Raw genomic sequence first — 20,005 nt, forward strand, 5'->3', positions numbered from 1 at the left:
TCCGCTTTCGGAGACGGCTAGCGGATCAACGAATCACCGCTGCGTTTAACGCTTCGATCAACGCCAGCGGGTCGTAAGGCTTGCGCAACTGCGTCGCGCGCGGCAAGGCCTTGCGTTCGTCGGCGCTCAGGACGAGGTCGTATCCGGTGACGAACACCACGCCGATTCCGGGCGCCTCACGGCTAGCCGCAAGGGCCAGCTCGATGCCCGATTCGCCCGCCAGATCCACATCGGTCAGCAAGAGTTCGAAGCGCTCTTCGCGCAGCAGGGCGAGCGCCTCGGCGACGCTGCCGGCTTCCACGAGATCGAGCCCGAACGTGCGTAGCAACTCGGCGCTGCTTACGCGCACGAGTTCGTTGTCTTCGACGAACAGCACGCGCATGTGCGAGAGGGCGTCGGCGGGCGCGGCATCGGAAACCGTGTTGCCGGTGACCGTCGCGGGCGGTGCGCTGGAACTCGCGCCCTTGCCGCTAGCCGCGAGCACCTGACGCACCTTGCGGGCGAGCGCCTCATGCATATAAGGCTTGCTCAGCAGATCGATGCCTTCATCGAGCCGTCCCGCATGCACGATGGCGTTGTCCGTGTAGCCCGACGTGAACAGCACCGCGATACCCGGCACGCGTTCGCGCGCCTTTCGCGCCAGTTCGGGGCTGCGTAGCGGACCGGGCATCACGACATCGGTGAAGAGCAGGTCCACGGGCACGCCGCTCTCGACGATAGCCAGCGCGCTTTGCGCATCCTTTGCACGAAGCACGCGATAACCGAGGTCGCCAAGCATGGCGACGACGGTTGCGCGCACTTCTTCGTCGTCCTCGACCACGAGAATGGTTTCGTCGCCGCCGTGCGCGGGGCCGGCGTCGATCGTGGTTTCGAGGTCTTCTTCCTGGCGTGCGCGCGGCAGATAAATGCGTATCGTCGTGCCGTGTCCTTCCTCGCTGTACACCTTCACGTGGCCGCCGGACTGCTTCACGAAGCCGTACACCATCGAGAGTCCGAGACCCGTGCCCTGGCCCTCGCGCTTGGTGGTGAAGAACGGTTCGAACGCGCGTTCCTGCACTTCGGGCGACATGCCCGAGCCGGTATCGGTAACAGCGACCATGACGTATTGGCCGGGCAACAGGTCGGCGTGGCGCTTGGCGTAGTTTTCATCGAGCGATGCATTGCCCGCTTCGATGGTCAGCTTGCCGTGCGCGTTCATCGCGTCGCGCGCGTTGATCGCCAGATTGAGCAGCGCGTTTTCGACCTGGAACGGATCGACGAGCGTGTTCCACAAGCCGCCCGATACGATCGTCTCGATCTCGATGCCGTCGCCCAGCGCGCGGCGGAACATGTCGTCGAGACCGCGCACGAAGCGGCCCAGATTGACGACCTTCGGCGCGAGCGGCTGGCGTCTGCCGAATGCAAGCAGCTGCGAGGCGAGGTTCGCGCCGCGCGCCACGCCCGCGAGTGCGCTCTTCACGCGCTGCTCGGGGCGTTCCTGGCCCGCGACGTCCTTTGCCAGCAATTGCAGATTCCCGCCGATCACCTGCAGCAGATTGTTGAAGTCGTGCGCGACGCCGCCCGTCAACTTGCCGATGGCTTCCATCTTCTGCGCCATGCGCAGCGCTTCCTCGGCGTGCCGCAGCGCGTCGGCGGTTTCGCGGTCCGCGGTGACGTCGCGCCCCACGCCGTGTATGCGGCGCGTGGCCGGGTCGATCGACAAGGTCCACGCGATCCAGCGCCAGCCGCCTTCCACGAAGCCGTGCCGGCACTCGTAACGCACGGACGCGCCGCTTTGGCGCAGACTTTCCATCGCGCTCGCGACCGCTTCGACGTCGTCGGGATGGACGAGGTCGAGCATGGTTCGCGCATGCACGCGCTGCAGATCGACGCCGAGCACGGTCGACCACGACGGGCTCACGCGCAACAGCGCGCCTTCGAAGCTCGTCACGACGAACAGGTCTTCGGTCAGTTCCCACAGCCGGTCGCGGTCCGCGATGGCGTCGGCGACGCGGCGTTCGAGCGTATCGTTGAGATCGTGCAGCGCGGCCTGCGCCTTGGTGCGCTCGGCGATCTCGTCCTGTGCCGCCTGAAAGAGCCGCGCGTTGTCGATGGCGATAGCCGCCTGCGCGGCGATCCCCACCACGATCCGCTCCGCGCGCAGGTTGAACATCGCCGGTTCGGGATGACCGAAGAACAGCCCGCCCAGCACTTCGCCCGTGCGCGAGATGACGGGCGCGGCGAGATAGCTGCATACGCTGAGATGACCTTCCGGCATGCCGTAATGCGGCGCGCTCTGGCCGTAGCGCGGGTCTTTCGTGATGTCGTCGGAACGCACCACGCCTTCGCCCGCGAAAGTCGGGCCGAAGAGCGCGGTGTTGCGCGGCATGGGAAAGCGCGAAAACGCGTCTTTCGGCACGCCGGAGATGGAATAGAGCGTGTAGCTCTCGCCTTTGTCGTCGAGCAGGTTGTAGAAGAACGAGCCGAAGGCCGCGCCGGTGAGCTCGGTGGCGGCATCCACGACGACCTGCACGGCGCGCGACAGATCGAGCTCGCCCGCGACCGTGGTGCCGACGTCGTTCAGAATCTCCAGCATGCGCGACTCTTCGCGCAGGTTCTCCTCGGACGCGCGCCGCAGCCGCGCGATGCGCAGATTGCTCGCGACTCGCGCAAGCAATTCTCGCGCGGCGAAGGGCTTGGTCAGATAGTCGTGCGCGCCGGCTTCGAGACCGCCCAGGCGCGCTTCCTCGCCCGCGCGCGCGGACAGCAGCACGACCGGTGTCTCGCGCAGCGCTTCGTCGGCGCGCACCGCGTTCAAGAGGCCGAAGCCGTCGAGGCGCGGCATCATCACGTCCGACACGATCACTTCGGGATGCCCGGTGCGCGCCGCTTCGAGCGCGCTCTCGCCGTCGGCCGCGACGCTCACTTCGTGGCCCGCCGCGACCAGCATGCGACGCATGTATTCGCGCAGGTCGGCGTTGTCGTCGACCACCAGCACGCGGCCGCGGATTTCATCGGCGGATGCGCTGGCGTTCGCGCCCGCGCCGAGCGGCGTTTCGTCGTCGAGGGCGAGCGCCGGTTCGCTTGCGTCGGGAATCCAGCGCAAGGCGGCATCGACATAACTGCGCGCGCCGCTGCTGGCTTGCGCGCGCGGCGTATCGGCATGTTGCGCGTCGACTCGTTCATGCGCGGCGGGCAGCGTCACGGTAAAGCACGTGCCCTCGCCGGGACTGCTTTGCACGCTGATGGCGCCGTCGTGCAGCTTGACGAGCTCCTGAACCATTGCAAGGCCGATACCGCTGCCTTCCACCGAGCGCCCGGTCGCGCCCGCCACGCGATGAAAGCGCTCGAACACGCGCGCCAGTTCCGCCTCCGCGATGCCGATGCCGGTATCGCGCACGCTCATCTCCACGCGCTGCGCGGCGGTCGTGCGCAGCGTCACTTCGATCGTGCCGCGAAACGTGAACTTGAACGCGTTCGACAGCAGGTTCATCACGACTTTTTCCCACATGTCGCGATCGATGTCGGCGAGCACCGGCGTCGAGGGAATGTCGATGTAAAAGCGCAGCCCCGCCGATTCGATGGCCGAGCGAAACAACGAAGCCAGCTCCGCCGTGAACGCGCCGATGTCGGTGGTCTGCCGATGAATCTCGATACGCCCGGCCTCGATGCGCGAAAAGTCGAGCAGCGCGTTGACGAGCTTGAGCAGGCGCAAGCCATTGCGATGCGTGATTTCGAGCAGACGCACTTCGTCGCCCGCGCGCTCCGGCTTCGTCAGCAGGTCTTCGAGCGGGCCGAGCATCAGCGTGAGCGGGGTTCTGAACTCGTGGCTGATATTCGAGAAGAAGGTGGTCTTGGCGCGGTCGATTTCGGCGAGCGCCTCGGCGCGGCGGCGTTCTTCTTCATAGGCATGCGCGGCGCCGATGGCCGCGCCAATCTGGCCGCCCACGAGGTTCAGGAACGCGCGATAGCCTTCGTCGAAGAGACGGTATGGATTGAGCGCGGCGATCAGCACGCCCGCGCGCCCGGTCTCGCCCGACGGCGCGATAGGCAGCAGCACCGCGTGCGTCGGCGCGGCGTTCCACGAGCCGGTGGGCAGCGGTCCGTCGATGAAACCCTTCAGATTGGTCACGAGCCGCGCTTGGTTGTCGCGCAGCACTTCGTGAACGGGCCACGCGCCCGCATGCGCCGCGTGCAGCACTTCCAGCGCGGCCGCACTGCCCGGCGCGATGCCGCATGCGCCGGTGAGCGTGGCGCTTTCGTCGCCGGGCTCGGCTGTATAGAGCAACGCGAAAGGCATGTCGCGCGCGGCGTTCGCGAGCACGTTCATCGAACGTTCGCAGGCCTCGCGCCACGAACGCGCGTTCGCGGCCGACGCAGCCAGTTCGCGCAGTACGAGCAACTGGCGTTCGCCAAGCACGCGTTGGGTATCGTCGCTATTGGCGCAGATGATGCCGCCCGCGCCGCCGCGATCGTCCGGAATCGGGCTATAGGAGAACGTGTAGTACGTTTCCTCCGGGAAGCCGTTGCGTTCCATGATGAGCAGCTTCTGCTCGACGAAGGTTCCTTCGATGCCGGCAAGCGCGGTGTCGAGCAGCGGGCCGATCTCGTTCCAGATTTCGCGCCACACCACCGACGTCGGCTGACCGAGCGCTTGCGGATGCTTGCCGCCGATGATCGACTTGTAAGGATCGTTGTAGAAGAACAGGAGGTCGGGACCCCAGCCGACCCAGATCGGCTGCCGCGAGGTGAGCATGATGCGCACGGCCGTCTTGAGACTCTGCGGCCATTGTTCGGGCGAGCCGAGCGAGGTTTGCGTCCAGTCGAAAGCGCGGATGAGCGCGCCCATCTCGCCGCCGCCGAGCAGAAAGCTCGGCTCGGGCGCGTCGGTGCGCGTGTCCGGTATCAGCTTGTCAGCTTCCATTGACGCAGGTTCTCCTCGCTGCATGTCTTTTTTGCGTGTCGTTTCGCGTGTGGATCGGCTCAACCCGGCTTGGCCCAGCGAACGGCTTTTCAACTATTGAGCGGACCAATCCTGCCTGTGGAGGCGCTTGCGCGAGCATCTCGATTTTCGCACGGAACGCCGTTTTCGCTTCGCAAATACGCATGAAACGCAAGGTGAACCGGCGCGTGGCACCTGCCTGCGCTTCAATGCGCGGCGATCGGGTCGAGTCCGGTGGCGCGCACGGTGTCTTGTGCCTGCGGCGAAGCGAGGTAGCGAAGCAAGGCGCGCGCCTCCTCCGGGTGCTTCGAGCCAACCGGAATGCCCGCTGCGAAACGCGTGACGGACTGCACGGAGTCCGGAATCCTCCCGACGAAATCCGCGCCTTGTACCGGTAACAGTTCGCTCACTTGCTGGAAGCCGAGTTCGTACTGACCGTCCGCGACGACCGAGGCCACGGGAATCTTCGGGATCATCTTCGCCTTGGGTTTCACCTGATCTTCGATGCCGAGTTTCTTGAACATCTCGTTCTGGATATAGACGCCGCTCGCGCTGTCCGAATACGCGATCGATTTTGCGTGCAGCAGCGTTTCCTTCAATGCATCGACATTGCCGATGTCGGGTTTCGGCGCACCCGCTTTCACCGATACGCCGATGCGCGAATCGGCGAGTTCGACACGCGAGTCCGGCATGACCTTGCCTTCCTTGATGAGATCGTCGAGCGCGTAGCCCACCATGATGACGACATCGGCGGGTTCGCCGCGCGCGAGTCGATTGGGGATGGCTTCGGGCGCCTTGCCCATCGACGGGCCGAGTTGGGTATCGAGCGTATTGCTGGTTGCGGCCGTGAACTTCGGGCCGAGGATTTTATAGGCGGCGGTGAAGCCTCCTGAACTCATGACATGAAGCTCCTCGGCTTGCGAGGAAACAGGCGCGGCAATGGCGCCGAAAGCGATAAACACGAATGCGGCGAGTCTTGAGGAGAGTGGTTTCATAGGCGGCTTGTTTGGTGGTTCAATGGCTGGGCCAGGTTGGATTTGGTCATAACTTTTTGCACTATACTGAAATCGATGCGTTATCGTTCGGCCTTCGTTTTTGCGGGCACCGGTACGAATGTGGAAACAACGCCGCGACTTGATTCGCGAAGAGGGATCAAGCGAACGCCTCATCTCCCGTCCGCAAGACGAAATAACAGAGATCTACCTGAGATCGAATTAGTTTGGTTTCCTACGCAAGAGAAATAATCACCATGCTTGAAGGCAATGATCGAAACGTAACGATGACATTTGCTGAAGCCGAAGCGAAGTTTCGTCAAGACATCGAGGCCAATCCTTCCTCGGTTGCAGCAAAAAACAATCTTGCGCTGGTGTTGCGCCAGCTTGGCCGCTTCGCCGAAGCAGAGACGTTGTTGAACGAGGCGCGGACTTTGCAGCCCACGTCCGCCGAGATTGTCGTCAATCTGGCGCTTGTCATGGCAGATCAAAAGCGTTTCGCCGACGCCGCAGCCTTTTGCCGTGAAGCGCTGGCTATCAGGCCGGATTCTTCACTCGCGCACTGGATGCTCGGCTGCATCCTCAGCGACGAAAAGCGCGAGTCGGAAGCCGAGGACGCTTTTCGCCAGGCTATCCATCATCAGCCGGACATGCTTCAGGCGCATTGCGCGCTGTCTGATCTGCTGCGCCGTCGGCAGCGTCTGCCGGAAGCCGAGGCTGCAGCGCATGCTGCCATCGAGGCGCAGCCGCAGTCGGTCTCCGGCTATCTTGCGCTCGGTGATGTCCTTTGCGCCGCCGTTCGTCTAACCGAAGCCGACACTGCATTCCATCGTGCACTGGACATCGATCCCAAATCGGCGGAAGCCTGTTGCGGTCTGGGCAATGTGTCGGAACGACGCTTCAATCCGGCCGAGGCCGAGGCGCACTTCAAGGAAGCTTTGGCACGGCGTCAGCCGTTTTTCGAGGCGAGCATCGGTTTAGGCATGGCCATGCTCAATCTCGGCCGATTCGCCGAGGCGGAAGGTGCGCTGCGTCAGGCGCTGGCCATTCGCCCCGACGACATGCGCGCGAAGGATGCGCTCAACTTCGTTCTTACGCGTCAACTCAAACCGGCCCCGCTTGTGCCGGGAACGCTGTTTGCAACTCCGCCGAACCAAAAGACGTCGCCCTAACGCTTGGGTAAGCCGGGCGATTGTTCCTGCGAGGAGCATGCCGACCACAACACCTCTCGCTGCTCCGTGCCACTTTCCATGGCGATGCAGCGAGCAGAGTGCCCCAGGCATGACCGGACCCTTCACGCGTTCGCGGGGAAGGGTCCGCACTTTGCCGTTTGCATCGATCGCAAAGCGCGGCGCTGCTTGCTAAAGCGGCGTTTCGTCGCGATAGACTTCATCAAGCTTCAACGCTCGTGCAACATCCAAACTCTACCGCGCCACCTTGGCCACCATCGCTTTCCTGTTCAGCACCCGCGCCTGCAGCACGATCACGAGCAGCAGGAACAACCCGCGAATCACCGACTGCCAGTAAGCCGATAACGAGATATAGCCCAGGCCGTTCTCGAAGTTGAGCAGATTGAAGACGAGGCCGAGCAGTGCGACGCCCGCAATGGTCATCGCGATAGAGCCGTCGCCGCCTGTCAGACGCGTGCCGCCGAGCACCACCGCCGAGATCGCGAACAGTTCCCAGCCGATGCCTTCGTTCGGCTGTCCCGCGCCGAATTGCGCCGCGAGAATCGCGCCGGCGATGCCCGCGAGCAAGCCGCTCACGGCATACACGGCGACGAGCGTGCGATCCACATTCAGTCCCATCAGACGCGATGCTTCCTCGCTCCCGCCGATAGCCAGCGCATGCCGCCCGAAGCGCGAGCTGCGCAGCGCGATCCAGCCGACAATCGCCGCCGCGGCCGCGACGAGCCCCGGAATTGGCAAGCCGAAGAGATCGCCTTGGCCGAAGTTGGCGAAGCTGGTGTCCGACGAGATGGCGACGGCATCGTTATGGCCGAGCAGAAGCGCGAGGCCATGCGCGCCGAGACTCGTCGCCAGCGTAACGATGAAGGGCAGTATCCGCAGATGCGTGATCACGAGCCCGTTGAGCAGGCCCACCGCGAGACCGGCAGCCGAGCCCGCGAGCACCGCCGCCACGCCGCCATGCGGACTCGCGAGCGCCGCGACCACGCTTGCGAGCGCGGCCACCGCGCCCACGGACAAATCGATGCCGCCCGTGATGATGACGAACGCCATGCCGATGGAAATCAGCGCGAACATGGAGTTGTAGCGCCAGAACGACGTCACGTTGTATTCGGATGCAAAGTGCTCGTACCGCACGACGCCAAGCACGAGCAGCGCCGCGAGCGCGATGAGAATCGGGAGGTTCTTCTTCATGTCGTCGTCAGCCTCGCTTTCTCTGCACGTACACGGCGGCGATGATGATCGCGGCTTTCAGCACCAGCGCGGCGGCATCCGGAATGCCGTGTGCAAGCAGCGTATAGCGCAGCAACTGGATGATGAGCGCGCCGATCAGCGTGCCCGTGATATACGCCTTGCCGCCCGTGAGCGCGGTGCCGCCGACGGCCACGGCCGCGATGGCATCGAGTTCCACGCCGAGGCCGACCACGTTCGCATCCGACGACGAATTCACCGAGATCGAAATCAGTCCGGCCAGACCCGCGAGCGCCGCGCACGCCGTGTACGCGATCATCTTCACGCGCGCGGTCGGAATGCCGGAAAGATACGCCGCTTCCTCGTTGCCGCCCGTCACGAGCAGATATTTGCCGAAGAGCGTCTTACGCACGATCCACGTAAAGATGGCGACGAGCGCGAGCATGAGCAGGATCTGAAACGGCACGCCCGCCACGCGGCCCAGCGCAATCCACTGAAACGCGGGATTGTTGAAGGCCTGCAGGCTGCCATCGGTGACGACCTGCGCAATGCCGCGTCCCGCGATGAACAGCACGAGCGTCGCGACGATAGGCTGCACATTCAGCCGCGTCACGAGAAAGCCGTTGAAGACGCCGCATAGTGCCGCCGCCACGATCGGCAAGGTGAATGCGAGCAGCAAGCCGCCCGGCCCGTCGATGTTCATGAAGAGCATCGGCGCGAGCGCACCGGAGATGGCCATCGAAGCGCCCACGGACAGGTCGATGCCGCCTGTCGCCACCACGAGCGTCATGCCGATGCCGACGATCACGATCGTCACCACCTGCGTGAGGTTGACGTTGAAGGTCTGCAGCGACCAGAAGTGATCGGTAAAGAGCAGGTTGAAGAGGATCATCGCGACGAGCACGACGATCTCGCGTTGAATCGCCATGCCGCGTTTTTTCTTCCGCGCGGGCGCGGTTTCCGCGACGATAGGTGCGCCGGTTTTCTCTATCACGACTCGGTTCCTTGAGCGGCCGAAGCCAAGGTCGATTCCTCGCCCGTGCCGTAAGCGATCGCATCCATGATCGAGGTCTCGGTCATCTGCGCGCCGTCCAGTTGCGCGACAGTTTCGCCGTCGCGGATCACGACCGCGCGATCGGCCACCGCCGTCAACTCTTCCAGTTCCGATGCCGACAGCAGCACCGCAAGCCCCGCATCGCGTAACTCACGCACGATTTTCGCGACATCGGCTTTCGCGCCGACGTCGATACCGCGCGTGGGTTCGTCGAGCAGCAAGAGACGCGGGTTGGTCGCGAGCCAGCGCGCGAGCAGCACCTTCTGCTGATTGCCGCCCGATAGCTCGCGGATCGGCTGATCCGGCGAGCGCAGCTTGATGCCGAGCGAGGTGATGAAGCCATCGACGATTTCGCGCTGTTTGGCCACGTCGATCACGCCGCGTCTGGTCAGCGCCGGCAGGCACACGAGCGTGAGGTTGTCGCGCACGGAAAGCTCCGGCACGATGCCTTCGGCTTTGCGATCCTCGGTGAGATAAGCGATGCCGCGCGCGATGGCGTCTTTCGGTGACTTGAATGCGATCTCCGCGCCGTCGACCGCGAGCGTGCCGTTGGACGGACGGTCCGCGCCAAACAACAGGCGCATGGTTTCCGTGCGGCCCGAGCCGAGCAATCCGGCGAGTCCGACGGCTTCGCCCGCGTGGACATCGAGCGTGACGTCGGTGACTTTCGCGCCCGCCGCGAGACCCTGCGCGCGCAACGCCACCGCGCCGCGCTTGGCGAGATTCGCTTCCTTAACGGCATCGTCTTCGTGCACGACGGCGGCAAGCGTGCGGCCGAGCATGGTCGTGACGAGCTTGAGCTTGTCCATCTCCTGCATGCTGCTTTCGGCGACGGTCTGGCCGTCGCGCATCACCGTGACGCGGTCGCACAGTGCATAGAGTTCATCCAGCCGGTGCGACACGAAGATGACCGCGCGGCCGTCGTCACGCAAGCGGCGCACGACCGTGAACAGCAATTCGACTTCGCGCTCGTCGAGCGAGGAAGTCGATTCGTCCATGATCACCATCTTCGCATCCGACGATACCGCGCGCGCCAGCGCGACCATCTGCTGAATGGCGGTGGAATATTCCCGTACGGGTTTTTTGACGTCGATGTGAAGGCCGAACGATTCGAGCAATTCATGCGCGCGCCGCTGCACGGTTTTCCAGTCGATGAGTCCGAAGCGGCGCGGTTCGCGTCCGAGAAAGATGTTCTCGGCCACCGACCGGAACGGCACCAGATTGATCTCCTGATAGATCGTGCTGATGCCCGCTTCACGCGCTTCCTTGGGCGTGCGGAAATCGGTTTCGCGGCCATCGAAGCGAATCGTGCCCGCGGTCTTTCTATACGCGCCCGTGAGAATCTTGATGAGCGTGGACTTTCCTGCGCCATTCTGGCCGATGAGCGCGTGCACTTCGCCCGCCGTCACGGTGAGGCGGGCGCGCTTCAATGCGGGCACACCGCCGAAAGCGATGTCGATGTCCTGCATGTCGAGGAGGGGAGCGTTGGGCATGGCGTCGGTGTTCGTCCGGAGAAAAGAGCGGGCGTCCGTGGATAGACGCCCGCGAACCAGCCAACTGCGCTCAATACCCGTACTGCATGCTTTCCTTGACGTTGCTCTTGTCGTAGAAGCGGTCCGAGACCTTGACCCACGGCGGGATGGTTTCGCCCTTCGCGAACTTCTGCGCGACGTCGCACGCGAGCGGGCCGAAGAACGGACTCGACTGCACGCTTGCGCCTAGTTCGCCCGCCTGAATGGCTTCGAGTCCGCCCTTGGTGCCGTCGATGGTCACGAGCACGATGTCCTTGCCCGGCTGCTTGCCGGCCGCCTTGATCGCCGCGATCGCGCCGAGCGCCATTTCGTCGTTATGCGCGTAGACGGCGGTCACGTCCGGATGCGCCTGCAACAGCGTTTCCATGACTTGACGACCCTTGTCGCGCGCGAAATCGCCGCTTTGCGACGCGACGATCTTCATGCCCGAGTTCTTCGCGATGACATCGTCGAAACCTTTCTTGCGGTCGTTTGCAGCGGAGGCGCCCGTCGAGCCTTCCAGTTCGATGATCGTCGCCTTGCCGTTGGTCGCCTTAACGAGCCAGTCGGCGGCGCGCTGACCCTGATCGATGAAGTCCGAACCGATGAACGTGATGTAGTCGCGGCCGGCCTTCACCGTCGATTGATCGACGTTGCGGTCGACGAGTATCACCGGAATGCCGGCTTTCTTGGCCTGCAGGATGACCGGCACGAGCGGCTTCTCTTCGCGCGGCGGGAACACGAGCAGATCGACGTGCTGCGCGATCATGCTTTGAATGTCCGATACCTGCTTCGCGGCCGAACTGTTCGCGTCGGTCATGACCACCTGCCAGCCGCATTTCGCGGCGACATCCTTGAAACTCTTGGTTTCCGCGAGCCGCCACGGATTGTTGCTCTCGGTCTGCGCAAAACCGACCTTGAGCGGCTTCTTGTTGGCGATCTTCGGCAAGCCGTCATCGGCGGCATGGGCCGCGCTGAAACCCATGGCGAGCGTCAGGGCGGCAAGCGTGGCGGCGAGCGGGCGCAAGCCCAGGCGAGTGTTCTTTTCTAGCGACAGCATGTCTTCCTCCGATAGGGATGGGTGCCTTCTTCTATTGATGCCGATGCTTATGTGTTGCCCGGTCTGCTGCTGCGAGAGTTGATTTCCGGCGAGAGCGTAGTCGGTTTATGACTCGTCATCGCTAATATTATTAATTGCGAGTTGCTTTGCTTCGGTAATTTCCCTGACGGAACCGCGTTCGATGAGCGGGCCGTCCAGCTTCACGGTGCGGCGTCGCACCGGTGCGCCGGCCGCGCGATTGTGTTCTTCCTGCAGTAGCGTTTCCACGGCCCAGCGACCCAGGTCGTAGTTGGGCAAGACCACGCTCGACAGCGGCGGATGCGTATGGCGCGCGATCTCCTGATCGTCGTAGCCGAGCACGGAGACATCGTCGGGCACGCGCAGTCCGAGTTGCTTGAGCGCTTCGATTGCACCGAGCGCCATCAGGTCGTTGGCGCAGAAGATGGCCGTCGGCGGATTCGCCTCGCGCATCAATGAAAGCGTCTGCTCGAATCCAGTGGCCGGTCCCCAGTCGCCTTCGCGGACCAGTTCCGGCGCAAACGGCAGGTCCGCCGTCGCCAATGCCGTGCGATAACCCTTGAGCCGGTCGCGCGCCGCGTCTTGCCACGGTTCGCCGTTGATATAACCAATTCGCCGATGCCCCAACGCCAGCAAATGATCCGTCGCCGTGTGGCCGCCCGCGACCTCCGCCGGCACGACCGAAGACACGTTCGCTTCGCTCGCATAGCAATTGAGCAGCACGGTCGGCACCTGTTCGAGCGCGGCGGGCACGGTGACGCGGCGCGTGTAGACCGTCGCGTAGATCACGCCGAGCACGTCCGGATTGCCGAGCGTCGCGTCGAGCACGCGCGCCTCGATTTCCGCGTTGCCGTGCGTCGAATAAACCGCGAGCATGCGGCCGTGGGCGAAGGCGGCATCGCGCGCGCCGTCGATGCTCACCACCGGATGCGGACTGGTCGAGATTTCATCGGCCAGATAGACGATCAGATTGCGCTCCGCCGTATCCAGCGGCGCAAACGAAAGCGGCTCGCGCTGCGTCATGCGATAGCCGAGTTCGTGCGCGGCGCGCAGCACCTTGTCGCGCGTGGCGTCGGAAAACTTCGCGCCGGACGCGTTGTTCAGCACGAGCGATACCGTCGATTGCGAGACTCCGGTGAGTTTCGCGATGTCGGTCATCGTCGGGCGGCGTTGGGTGGTTTTCTTCATCTGGCGCGCCGTCGTAACGGCGGCGATTCATCCGTGAGCGTGCCGCTAATATTAATGATGATTCCGCGAAATGCCGCTCGGGGTTTTCACTGGTTTTGCGTGGAAAATTACTAATAATATTGACGGACGGATTACGCCCATGCCATTCTTGGTTTCACTTCGGCAAACATAACAAGGAGACGACACGCATGGGCCGATACGACGAGAGCGCAAGAGATGCGCTCGCGCAGGACTTCGAGCGCGATGGCTTCGTTTTGTTGCGGGCACACTTTCCACGCGCAACCATCGAAGCTTGGCGCGATGCGTTCATGCCTTTGCTCGCGCCGCATAGAGAAGCAGCGGACGGCAATCGCGGGCCAGGCCGCTATTACGTGACCTTGCCCTTCGAAGGCGCATTTGCCGATCCATCGATTTTTTGCGACGAGGACATCGTGGCCATCGTCGAGCGCGTAGCCGGCGCCGATCCGGTCATGTGCCAGCTCGCAACTGATACGCCCGTGCGCGGTTCTGACTTTCAGGACTGGCATCGCGATACGCCCGCGCTCTTCGACGACGCGCCGGAAACGCCTTCGTTCCAGCTAGCGGTGAACTTCCCGCTCGTCGATGTCGACGACAGCAACGGTCCGCTCGAAACCACGCGCGGCACGCATCGCATGTCGCGCGAAGAAGCGCTCGCCGGTCTCGCCGATGGCCGCTTCCCCGCCGAACGCGTGCCAATGCGAGTTGGCGACGTGATGATTCGCGATGTACGCGGCTTGCATCGCGGCACACCGAATCTTTCCGGTGCGCCCCGGCCTATGGTCGTGGTCGGCTACAGCCGGGCGTGGTATTTCCGGCCCGAAGTGTGGATCGACGTGCCGCGCGATGTCTTCGCCAGCTTGCCCGCTCGCGCGAAGCGTTTGCTGCGTTACAACCCGCAAGTCGAAAGCACGGCGCGCACCTTCGACGAAAGCTACCGGCAGTTTGCATATTGAACGCCGCTCTAGACTCCAACGCCCGCGGGAATGAAGCGCTCGTCGAACTGCGTCATGGCGCGCGGCGTGTTGTGCTCGCTCCTCATATTGGCGGCGCGATAGCGGCGTTCTTCGAAACGCGCGATGACGGCGTGGTTCACTGGCTGCGGCCCGCCACGCCGGATGCGCTCGCTTCAAGGAATCCGCTCGGCATGGGCAGTTTTCCGTTGCTGCCGTATTGCAACCGCATTCGCGATGCGCGCTTTGCCTTCGATGGCGTGGAGATCGATCTGTCCGGCGACGGCAACGGTTTTGCGCACGCGCTGCATGGCAATGCGTGGCGGCTGCCCTGGCAAGTGAGCGCGTTATCGGAGGCGCAGGCGACGTTGAGTTTGCGGCACGAGCCTTCGCAAGAAGCCGCGCATCACTGGCCGTTCGCTTACGAAGCCGAACAGCGCATCACGCTCGACGCACATGCGCTCAATGTGACGATCAAGATGCGCAATCTCTCGCCAAGAGCGATGCCCTTCGGCATGGGACATCACCCGTACTTTCCGCGCACCGAAGCGACTTTCGTTCACGCAAATGTCGATTCGATGTGGCATGCAAGTCCCGATCCGCTGCCGCTGCACGCCGGTCCGCATGCTAGCGTCGATGCACTGACTTCGACGCAAGGTATGTCTGCAAACGGCTTCGATCTGGATAACCACTTCACGGGTTGGAAGCACACGGCGACAATCGACTGGCCGAACGAAGGCCGCTCGGTCACGCTGCACGCCGATGCACCGCTGGACTTCATGGTGATCTACGCGCCGGCCGTGTTTCCTTCACTGCTTTGCGTGGAGCCGGTGAGCAATGTCGCGGACTGGGTCAATTTGAATGTCGAGCCGGCGCTGAAGGGAGGAGGCGTGCTGCAAGCGGGCGAGTCGATCACGGCATCGTTTTCGCTTACGACCAACGTGCGCTGATTCATCGATTCGCTGAAGCACAAACGAAAACGCCCGGACCAAGGCCCGGGCGCTTTCAACTGTTGACGACTTAGTTGGACTGGCCGCCAGTGCTGTTGTTCGACATGCCGTTGTTCGACATGCCCGAGCTGCCCTTTTTCATCTTGCCCATCTTGTGCGAGCCGCTGCTGTTCGAACCGGAAGTGTCGCCACCGGTGGCGCCCGAGGTCGAACCCGTCGTGCCGTTTGCGTTCGGTGTGCTCATGCCCGTGCCACCTTGACCCGCGCCGTTACCGCCTGCCGTGCCGCCACCGCCGCCTGCTCCACCGCCCGCGCCCTGCGCGAATGCCGCGCCCGACAAGCTCAGAACCAGCGCCGATACCAGCAAGCTTTTTTGTGCAATCTTCATGATGTCCTCCCGAGTGGAATTTCGATGCGCGCCGCCTCGTGTCCGGAGCGACGTCGCTGCTTACATACCGCAATCGGCGTGCCGCGTTGCGAGCGAGCAGCTTTCAGCCGTCGACGTCTAAAAGAAAGAACACCGGGTTAGCGGTTAGGCAAGCACTTCGTCACACCACTCAATAGCCCACGAGCGCGCGCAATGCAGCGCATCCGCCTGGCTCTGGAAGGAGTCGAGATCGCCTGAATCGAAAACTTCCACATGCGCGGTGTCGTCCTCCGAGGCGCGCGTAATTCGCGCGTGAGCCTGGTAGTTCCCGTCTTCGTCGTGTGGCGCGGTGCAGTCGATGTGAAAGGACCGGTAATCAAAGCGCATTGATTTCTCCGTAGGTGAGTGGACAAAGGCTAGCACGCTTGCGGCGTCTTGCCGGGTGCATGGCTTGCTCTTTCGTGACGAGAAACTTAACGGATGAACGCTCATGACCACTCGACACGCGCAGCATGGACACCCTGCGGACGAAGATGAAGCCCAAATCTACGGGGCTTTCAAGGACCTCGTGAACATGACGCCGCACCAGATAGAAAAGTGGCTCGCGACGGATCAATCCCGCGAAGTTGGCCAGAAAGACGGCAACAGCGAGTCCGTGGGACACAAGTCGGGGCGGCACATTATCGACATACTTGGCAAGAAGAAGGCCGACCTGAGCGATGACGACTACGCGCATATGCGCAAAGTGGTCGGCTATATCAAGCGACACCTCGCGCAACGACCGAATGATGTCGAGCACTCGCACTGGCGCTATTCGCTGATGAACTGGGGCCATGATCCTCTCAAATAAGCCGCCAAAACGGTCGATTGCTTTCCGCTACCCACACACATAGAATACTGTACGTATATACAGTATAAAAGCCAAGATGGATCTGTCCGAAAAGCTCGAAATTCTTGCTGACGCCGCCAAGTACGACGCGTCGTGCGCCAGCGGCGGCGCGCCGAAACGGGAATCGCGCGGCATCGACGGGCTTGGCGCGAGCACGGGCTCAGGCATTTGCCATAGCTTCACGCCGGACGGCCGCTGTGTGTCGCTGCTCAAGATTTTGTTGACCAACTTTTGTCTCTACGATTGCCGCTACTGCATCAACCGCCGGTCGAGTAACGTGCCGCGCGCCCGCTTCACGCCGGACGAAGTCGTCAAGCTCACGCTGGACTTTTATCGCCGCAATTACATCGACGGCTTGTTTCTCAGTTCAGGCGTGATCCGTTCGTCGAACTACACGATGGATCAGCTCGTGCAAGTAGCACGATCGCTGCGTGAAAAGCATCGCTTTCGCGGCTATATCCATCTGAAGACCATACCGGATGCCGACCCGGAACTCATCGAACTGGCGGGGCGTTATGCGGACCGCTTGAGCGTCAACATCGAGCTGCCGACCGAAATCAGCCTCGAACGTCTTGCGCCGGAGAAGAGCGGCCGCACCATCAAACTCGCGATGGGCAACATTCGCGTGGCGCGCGAAGAGTCGGAAGCGGAGCCGCGCGCGCCGCGTTTCGCGCCCGCCGGGCAAAGCACGCAGATGATCGTTGGCGCGGACGAGACCGATGACCGCACCATCCTCGGCACGGCGGAAACGCTGTACGGTTCTTATCAGCTCAAGCGCGTCTATTACTCGGCCTTTAGCCCTATCCCCGACAGCCCGTCGGGTGTGCCGTCGCAGGCGCCGCCATTGTTGCGTGAGCATCGACTGTATCAGGCGGATTTTCTGATGCGCGGCTACGGCTTCGAAGCGCAGGAATTGCTCGGAACGGCCGGTAACCTCTCGCTCGATATCGATCCTAAGCTCGCCTGGGCGCTGTCCCATCGCGAACGCTTTCCGGTGGATCTGAACGCCGCGCCCGTGCGCATGATCTCGCGAGTGCCGGGCATCGGCATGCGTAATGCCAAGCGTATCGTCGAGTTGCGCCGTTCGCGGCGCGTGCGGTATCACGATGTCGCGCGGCTGCGTTGCGCAATGGACAAGGTGAAACCGTTCATCGTGACGGACGATTATCGGCCGCCGTTGCGCGAGGCGTCGACGGAGCAGTTGCGGCGTTCGCTCGCGACCGAGCCCGTGCAGTTGTCGCTCATCTGAGCGGATCATGCACGTCATCGAGATAGACGACGACTTCGACTCCTGGCGGAGCGCGGCGCTCATCGCGCTGGCAAAAGAGCGCGCGCCCGAATCGATCGAATGGCGCACGGCCGAAGGCGCGGCGCAAGCGCCTGCGCTGTTCGGCGACGTCGTTGAAGACGCCGCCGCCTCCGAGGTGAAGCCCGCACAGATCCGCGTTTCGAAGGAACTGGCGGCGTTGCTGAAAGACGCAGCCTGCTTTCGCGACGAACGCCGCTGGAGCTTCCTCTATCTCGTGCTATGGCGCTGGTCGCATGGCGACCGTTCGGTGGCATCGCCCGCGGATGAAGACGGCGCGCGGCTTTATAGGATGGCCAAGGCCGTGCGGCGCGCGCAGCACGACATGATCGCCTACGTGCGTTTCCGGCAGCGCGACGAGGCGCTCGGCGCGCCCGAGTACGTCGCATGGTACGAGCCGGATCACGACGTGCTCGCTTGGGCCGCCGAACACTTCGCGGCGCGCATGGGACGCTCGTCATGGCTCATCACCACGCCCGACGGCGCCGCGCTCTTCAACGGCGAGCGCGTGCAACTCGAGCGCCGCCGCGCGCTCGCCGCCGATCACGCGAACGACGCCGCCGACGCCGCCGAGGCGCTCTGGATGACCTACTACCGCAGCATCTTCAACCCGGCGCGGCTGAACGAGAACTCGCTCGAACAGCATATGCCGGTGCGGTTCTGGAAAGGTTTGCCCGAAGGCGCGCTCATTCCCAAGCTCGTGAGCGATGCGCGCGGCGGCGCGCGGCGTGTCGGCCAGGCGCGCAGCGTCGGCGCACTCGGCGGCAAGGCGGTGCAGGTCGAAGCCGACGCCGCGCAACCCGAACGCGACGCGCCTACATCGCTCGATGAATGCCGCCGCTGTTCGCTGTGGAAGCACGCGACGCAAGCCGTACCCGGCAGCGGCCCGGCCGACGCGCGCATCATGCTGCTCGGCGAGCAACCGGGCGATCAGGAAGATTTGAAGGGCGAACCATTCGTCGGCCCGGCAGGGCAGTTACTCGACGACGCCATGCGCCGCGCGCAGCTTCCGCGCGAGCAGGTCTATCTCACGAATGCGGTCAAGCATTTCAAATGGGAGCCGCGCGGCAAGCGGCGCTTGCACAAGACGCCCGGGCAGCAGGAAATCGAAGCGTGTTCGTACTGGCTCGACAAGGAGCTTCAGGAGACCGGCGCGCGCGTGATCGTCACGCTCGGGGCCACGGCGCTGACTGCCTTGCTCGGCAAGCGGGCGACCTTGCAGGCGCATATCGGCCGTGTGGTGCCGTATGGCGACAAGTTCATCGTCGCCACGTATCACCCTTCGTATGCGCTGCGGCAGAACGACGAAGCCGCGCGCGAGAAAACCGTCGCGGCTATCGTCAGTGCGCTCGAAAAGGCCGCCGAAGTGAACGCGTCGCGCTAAAACGCCGACTTCACGACGCCGCCATCCGCGCGAACCGCCGCTCCGTTGGTCGCCGAAGACAGTTCCGAGCACACATACACGACCGTGTTCGCAATCTCCTCGGGCGTGATGAAGCGCTTGAGAATCGAGGTCGGCCGGGCTTCCTCGAAGAACTGCTTTTCGAAGTCCTTCAGGCTCTTGCCGCCCGAGAGCTTCTCCGCGAATTCCGTGACGCCTTCCGAACTCGTCGGACCGGGCAAGACCGAATTGACCGTCACGTTCGTGCCCGAACACGTCTCGGCGAGACCGCGTGACAGCGCCAGTTGCGCGGTCTTGGTCAACCCGTAGTGAATCATCTCGACGGGAATCTGAATACCGCTCTCGCTGCTGATGAACACCACGCGGCCCCAGTTTTTCTCCTTCATCTTCGGCAGATAGGCGCGCGAAAGCCGCACGCCCGACATCACGTTGGCGTTGAAGAAGCGCAGCCATTCTTCATCGGAAATTTCTTCGAAGGGTTTGGGATCGAAGATGCCCATGTTGTTCACGAGAATATCGACACTCGGGAAGCGCTTCACGAGTTCCGCGACCTGAGCGGCATCCGATACGTCGCCCGCGAAACCCTCGGCCTGTGCGCCCGGCGCCTGCTCCTTGAGCTTGGCGAGGGCGGCATCGACGGAAGCCTGCGAGCGGCCATTGAGGATCACCTGCACGCCTTCGCGCGCGAGTCCCACCGCGATGGCGTGCCCGATGCCCTTGGTCGATCCGGATACGAATGCCAGCTTGCCGGCGATCTTGAGGTCCATATGCGCTCCTTGAAAACGATTCGTGGATGCGGCGCGCCCCTTCGCGCGACGCCTGGCGGTCATGGTAACCAGAAGTGGTGCACCTCTGCACAAGCGGTGCGCCGGCGCGGGCCGCGAAGGCCGCCAAAGACGTGAAACCTCGCGACATAAATGCTCGATGGCGCACGCGGCGGGCATCGTCCATAGTGGCGACCAGCGTGACGCAGACATCGCGGTAACGAGTGAACCCAA

General features: G+C 63.3%; 16 protein-coding genes. 6 read left to right on the forward strand and 10 right to left on the reverse strand.

The features are described from left to right. Nucleotides 1–25: 25 nt before the first annotated feature. Nucleotides 26–4,903: a response regulator gene (locus NCT04_RS29080; protein ID WP_250469294.1), complete on the reverse strand. Its 4,878-nt coding sequence runs from the start codon at nucleotides 4,901–4,903 to the stop codon at nucleotides 26–28. Between the two features lie 224 nt (nucleotides 4,904–5,127). After that, on the reverse strand, nucleotides 5,128–5,916 hold the full coding sequence (locus NCT04_RS29085) for a substrate-binding domain-containing protein (protein ID WP_250469296.1): 789 nt from the start codon (nucleotides 5,914–5,916) through the stop codon (nucleotides 5,128–5,130). Nucleotides 5,917–6,170: 254 nt separating this feature from the next. On the opposite strand from NCT04_RS29085, the gene NCT04_RS29090 reads away from it, so the two are divergent. Continuing rightward, nucleotides 6,171–7,085 (forward strand): tetratricopeptide repeat protein, encoded by a 915-nt coding sequence (locus NCT04_RS29090; protein ID WP_250469298.1) that lies wholly within the window; start codon nucleotides 6,171–6,173, stop codon nucleotides 7,083–7,085. 252 nt (nucleotides 7,086–7,337) lie between these two features. On the opposite strand, the gene NCT04_RS29095 is transcribed toward NCT04_RS29090, so the two are convergent. The 5 genes from NCT04_RS29095 to NCT04_RS29115 all read right to left on the reverse strand — a co-directional run bounded on the left by NCT04_RS29095 (nucleotide 7,338) and on the right by NCT04_RS29115 (nucleotide 13,122). Continuing rightward, entirely contained in the window at nucleotides 7,338–8,294 is a 957-nt protein-coding gene (locus NCT04_RS29095) for an ABC transporter permease (RefSeq protein ID WP_250469299.1), read from the reverse strand. Nucleotides 8,295–8,301: 7 nt separating this feature from the next. Further along, nucleotides 8,302–9,219, reverse strand: a complete 918-nt coding sequence (locus NCT04_RS29100) for an ABC transporter permease (RefSeq protein ID WP_244831005.1) — start codon at nucleotides 9,217–9,219, stop codon at nucleotides 8,302–8,304. A 62-nt stretch (nucleotides 9,220–9,281) separates the two neighbouring features. Further along, nucleotides 9,282–10,838, reverse strand: coding sequence for a sugar ABC transporter ATP-binding protein (locus NCT04_RS29105; RefSeq protein WP_250469301.1), 1,557 nt, complete (start codon nucleotides 10,836–10,838; stop codon nucleotides 9,282–9,284). Nucleotides 10,839–10,908: 70 nt separating this feature from the next. Beyond that, the gene (locus tag NCT04_RS29110) at nucleotides 10,909–11,916 is read right to left on the reverse strand and encodes an ABC transporter substrate-binding protein (RefSeq protein WP_244830853.1); all 1,008 of its coding nucleotides are present in this window, start codon (nucleotides 11,914–11,916) and stop codon (nucleotides 10,909–10,911) included. A 105-nt stretch (nucleotides 11,917–12,021) separates the two neighbouring features. Continuing rightward, complete coding sequence (locus NCT04_RS29115; protein ID WP_250469302.1) at nucleotides 12,022–13,122, reverse strand: LacI family DNA-binding transcriptional regulator; 1,101 nt, start codon at nucleotides 13,120–13,122, stop codon at nucleotides 12,022–12,024. Nucleotides 13,123–13,310: 188 nt separating this feature from the next. Between NCT04_RS29115 and NCT04_RS29120 the strand changes: the two genes are divergently transcribed. Both NCT04_RS29120 and NCT04_RS29125 read left to right on the forward strand, forming a co-directional pair. Beyond that, entirely contained in the window at nucleotides 13,311–14,096 is a 786-nt protein-coding gene (locus NCT04_RS29120) for a phytanoyl-CoA dioxygenase family protein (protein ID WP_250469304.1), read from the forward strand. After that, a complete protein-coding gene (locus NCT04_RS29125; protein WP_250469306.1) occupies nucleotides 14,093–15,043 on the forward strand; it encodes an aldose 1-epimerase in 951 nt (316 codons plus the stop codon). Before NCT04_RS29120 ends, NCT04_RS29125 begins: the two co-directional genes overlap by 4 nt. A 70-nt stretch (nucleotides 15,044–15,113) precedes the next feature. On the opposite strand, the gene NCT04_RS29130 is transcribed toward NCT04_RS29125, so the two are convergent. Then, nucleotides 15,114–15,431 carry a hypothetical protein gene (locus NCT04_RS29130; RefSeq protein ID WP_244830849.1) on the reverse strand — a complete coding sequence of 106 codons (318 nt, stop codon included), beginning with the start codon at nucleotides 15,429–15,431 and terminating at the stop codon, nucleotides 15,114–15,116. 144 nt (nucleotides 15,432–15,575) lie between these two features. Beyond that, complete coding sequence (locus NCT04_RS29135; RefSeq protein WP_244830848.1) at nucleotides 15,576–15,797, reverse strand: hypothetical protein; 222 nt, start codon at nucleotides 15,795–15,797, stop codon at nucleotides 15,576–15,578. A 103-nt stretch (nucleotides 15,798–15,900) separates the two neighbouring features. Between NCT04_RS29135 and NCT04_RS29140 the strand changes: the two genes are divergently transcribed. From NCT04_RS29140 to NCT04_RS29150, 3 genes are all read left to right on the forward strand, one after another. Next, a complete protein-coding gene (locus tag NCT04_RS29140) occupies nucleotides 15,901–16,260 on the forward strand; it encodes a DUF3140 domain-containing protein (RefSeq protein ID WP_250469307.1) in 360 nt (119 codons plus the stop codon). Between the two features lie 76 nt (nucleotides 16,261–16,336). Beyond that, nucleotides 16,337–17,548: a putative DNA modification/repair radical SAM protein gene (locus NCT04_RS29145; protein WP_244830846.1), complete on the forward strand. Its 1,212-nt coding sequence runs from the start codon at nucleotides 16,337–16,339 to the stop codon at nucleotides 17,546–17,548. A 7-nt stretch (nucleotides 17,549–17,555) separates the two neighbouring features. Beyond that, nucleotides 17,556–18,989, forward strand: coding sequence for a UdgX family uracil-DNA binding protein (locus NCT04_RS29150; RefSeq protein WP_250469308.1), 1,434 nt, complete (start codon nucleotides 17,556–17,558; stop codon nucleotides 18,987–18,989). Here the strand turns inward: NCT04_RS29150 and NCT04_RS29155 are convergent. Further along, nucleotides 18,986–19,774, reverse strand: coding sequence for an SDR family NAD(P)-dependent oxidoreductase (locus NCT04_RS29155; protein ID WP_250469309.1), 789 nt, complete (start codon nucleotides 19,772–19,774; stop codon nucleotides 18,986–18,988). The two genes, NCT04_RS29150 and NCT04_RS29155, sit on opposite strands and share 4 nt — an antisense overlap. Nucleotides 19,775–20,005: the final 231 nt, after the last annotated feature.

Source organism: Caballeronia sp. GAFFF2 (assembly GCF_023631485.1).
GTDB lineage: Bacteria > Pseudomonadota > Gammaproteobacteria > Burkholderiales > Burkholderiaceae > Caballeronia.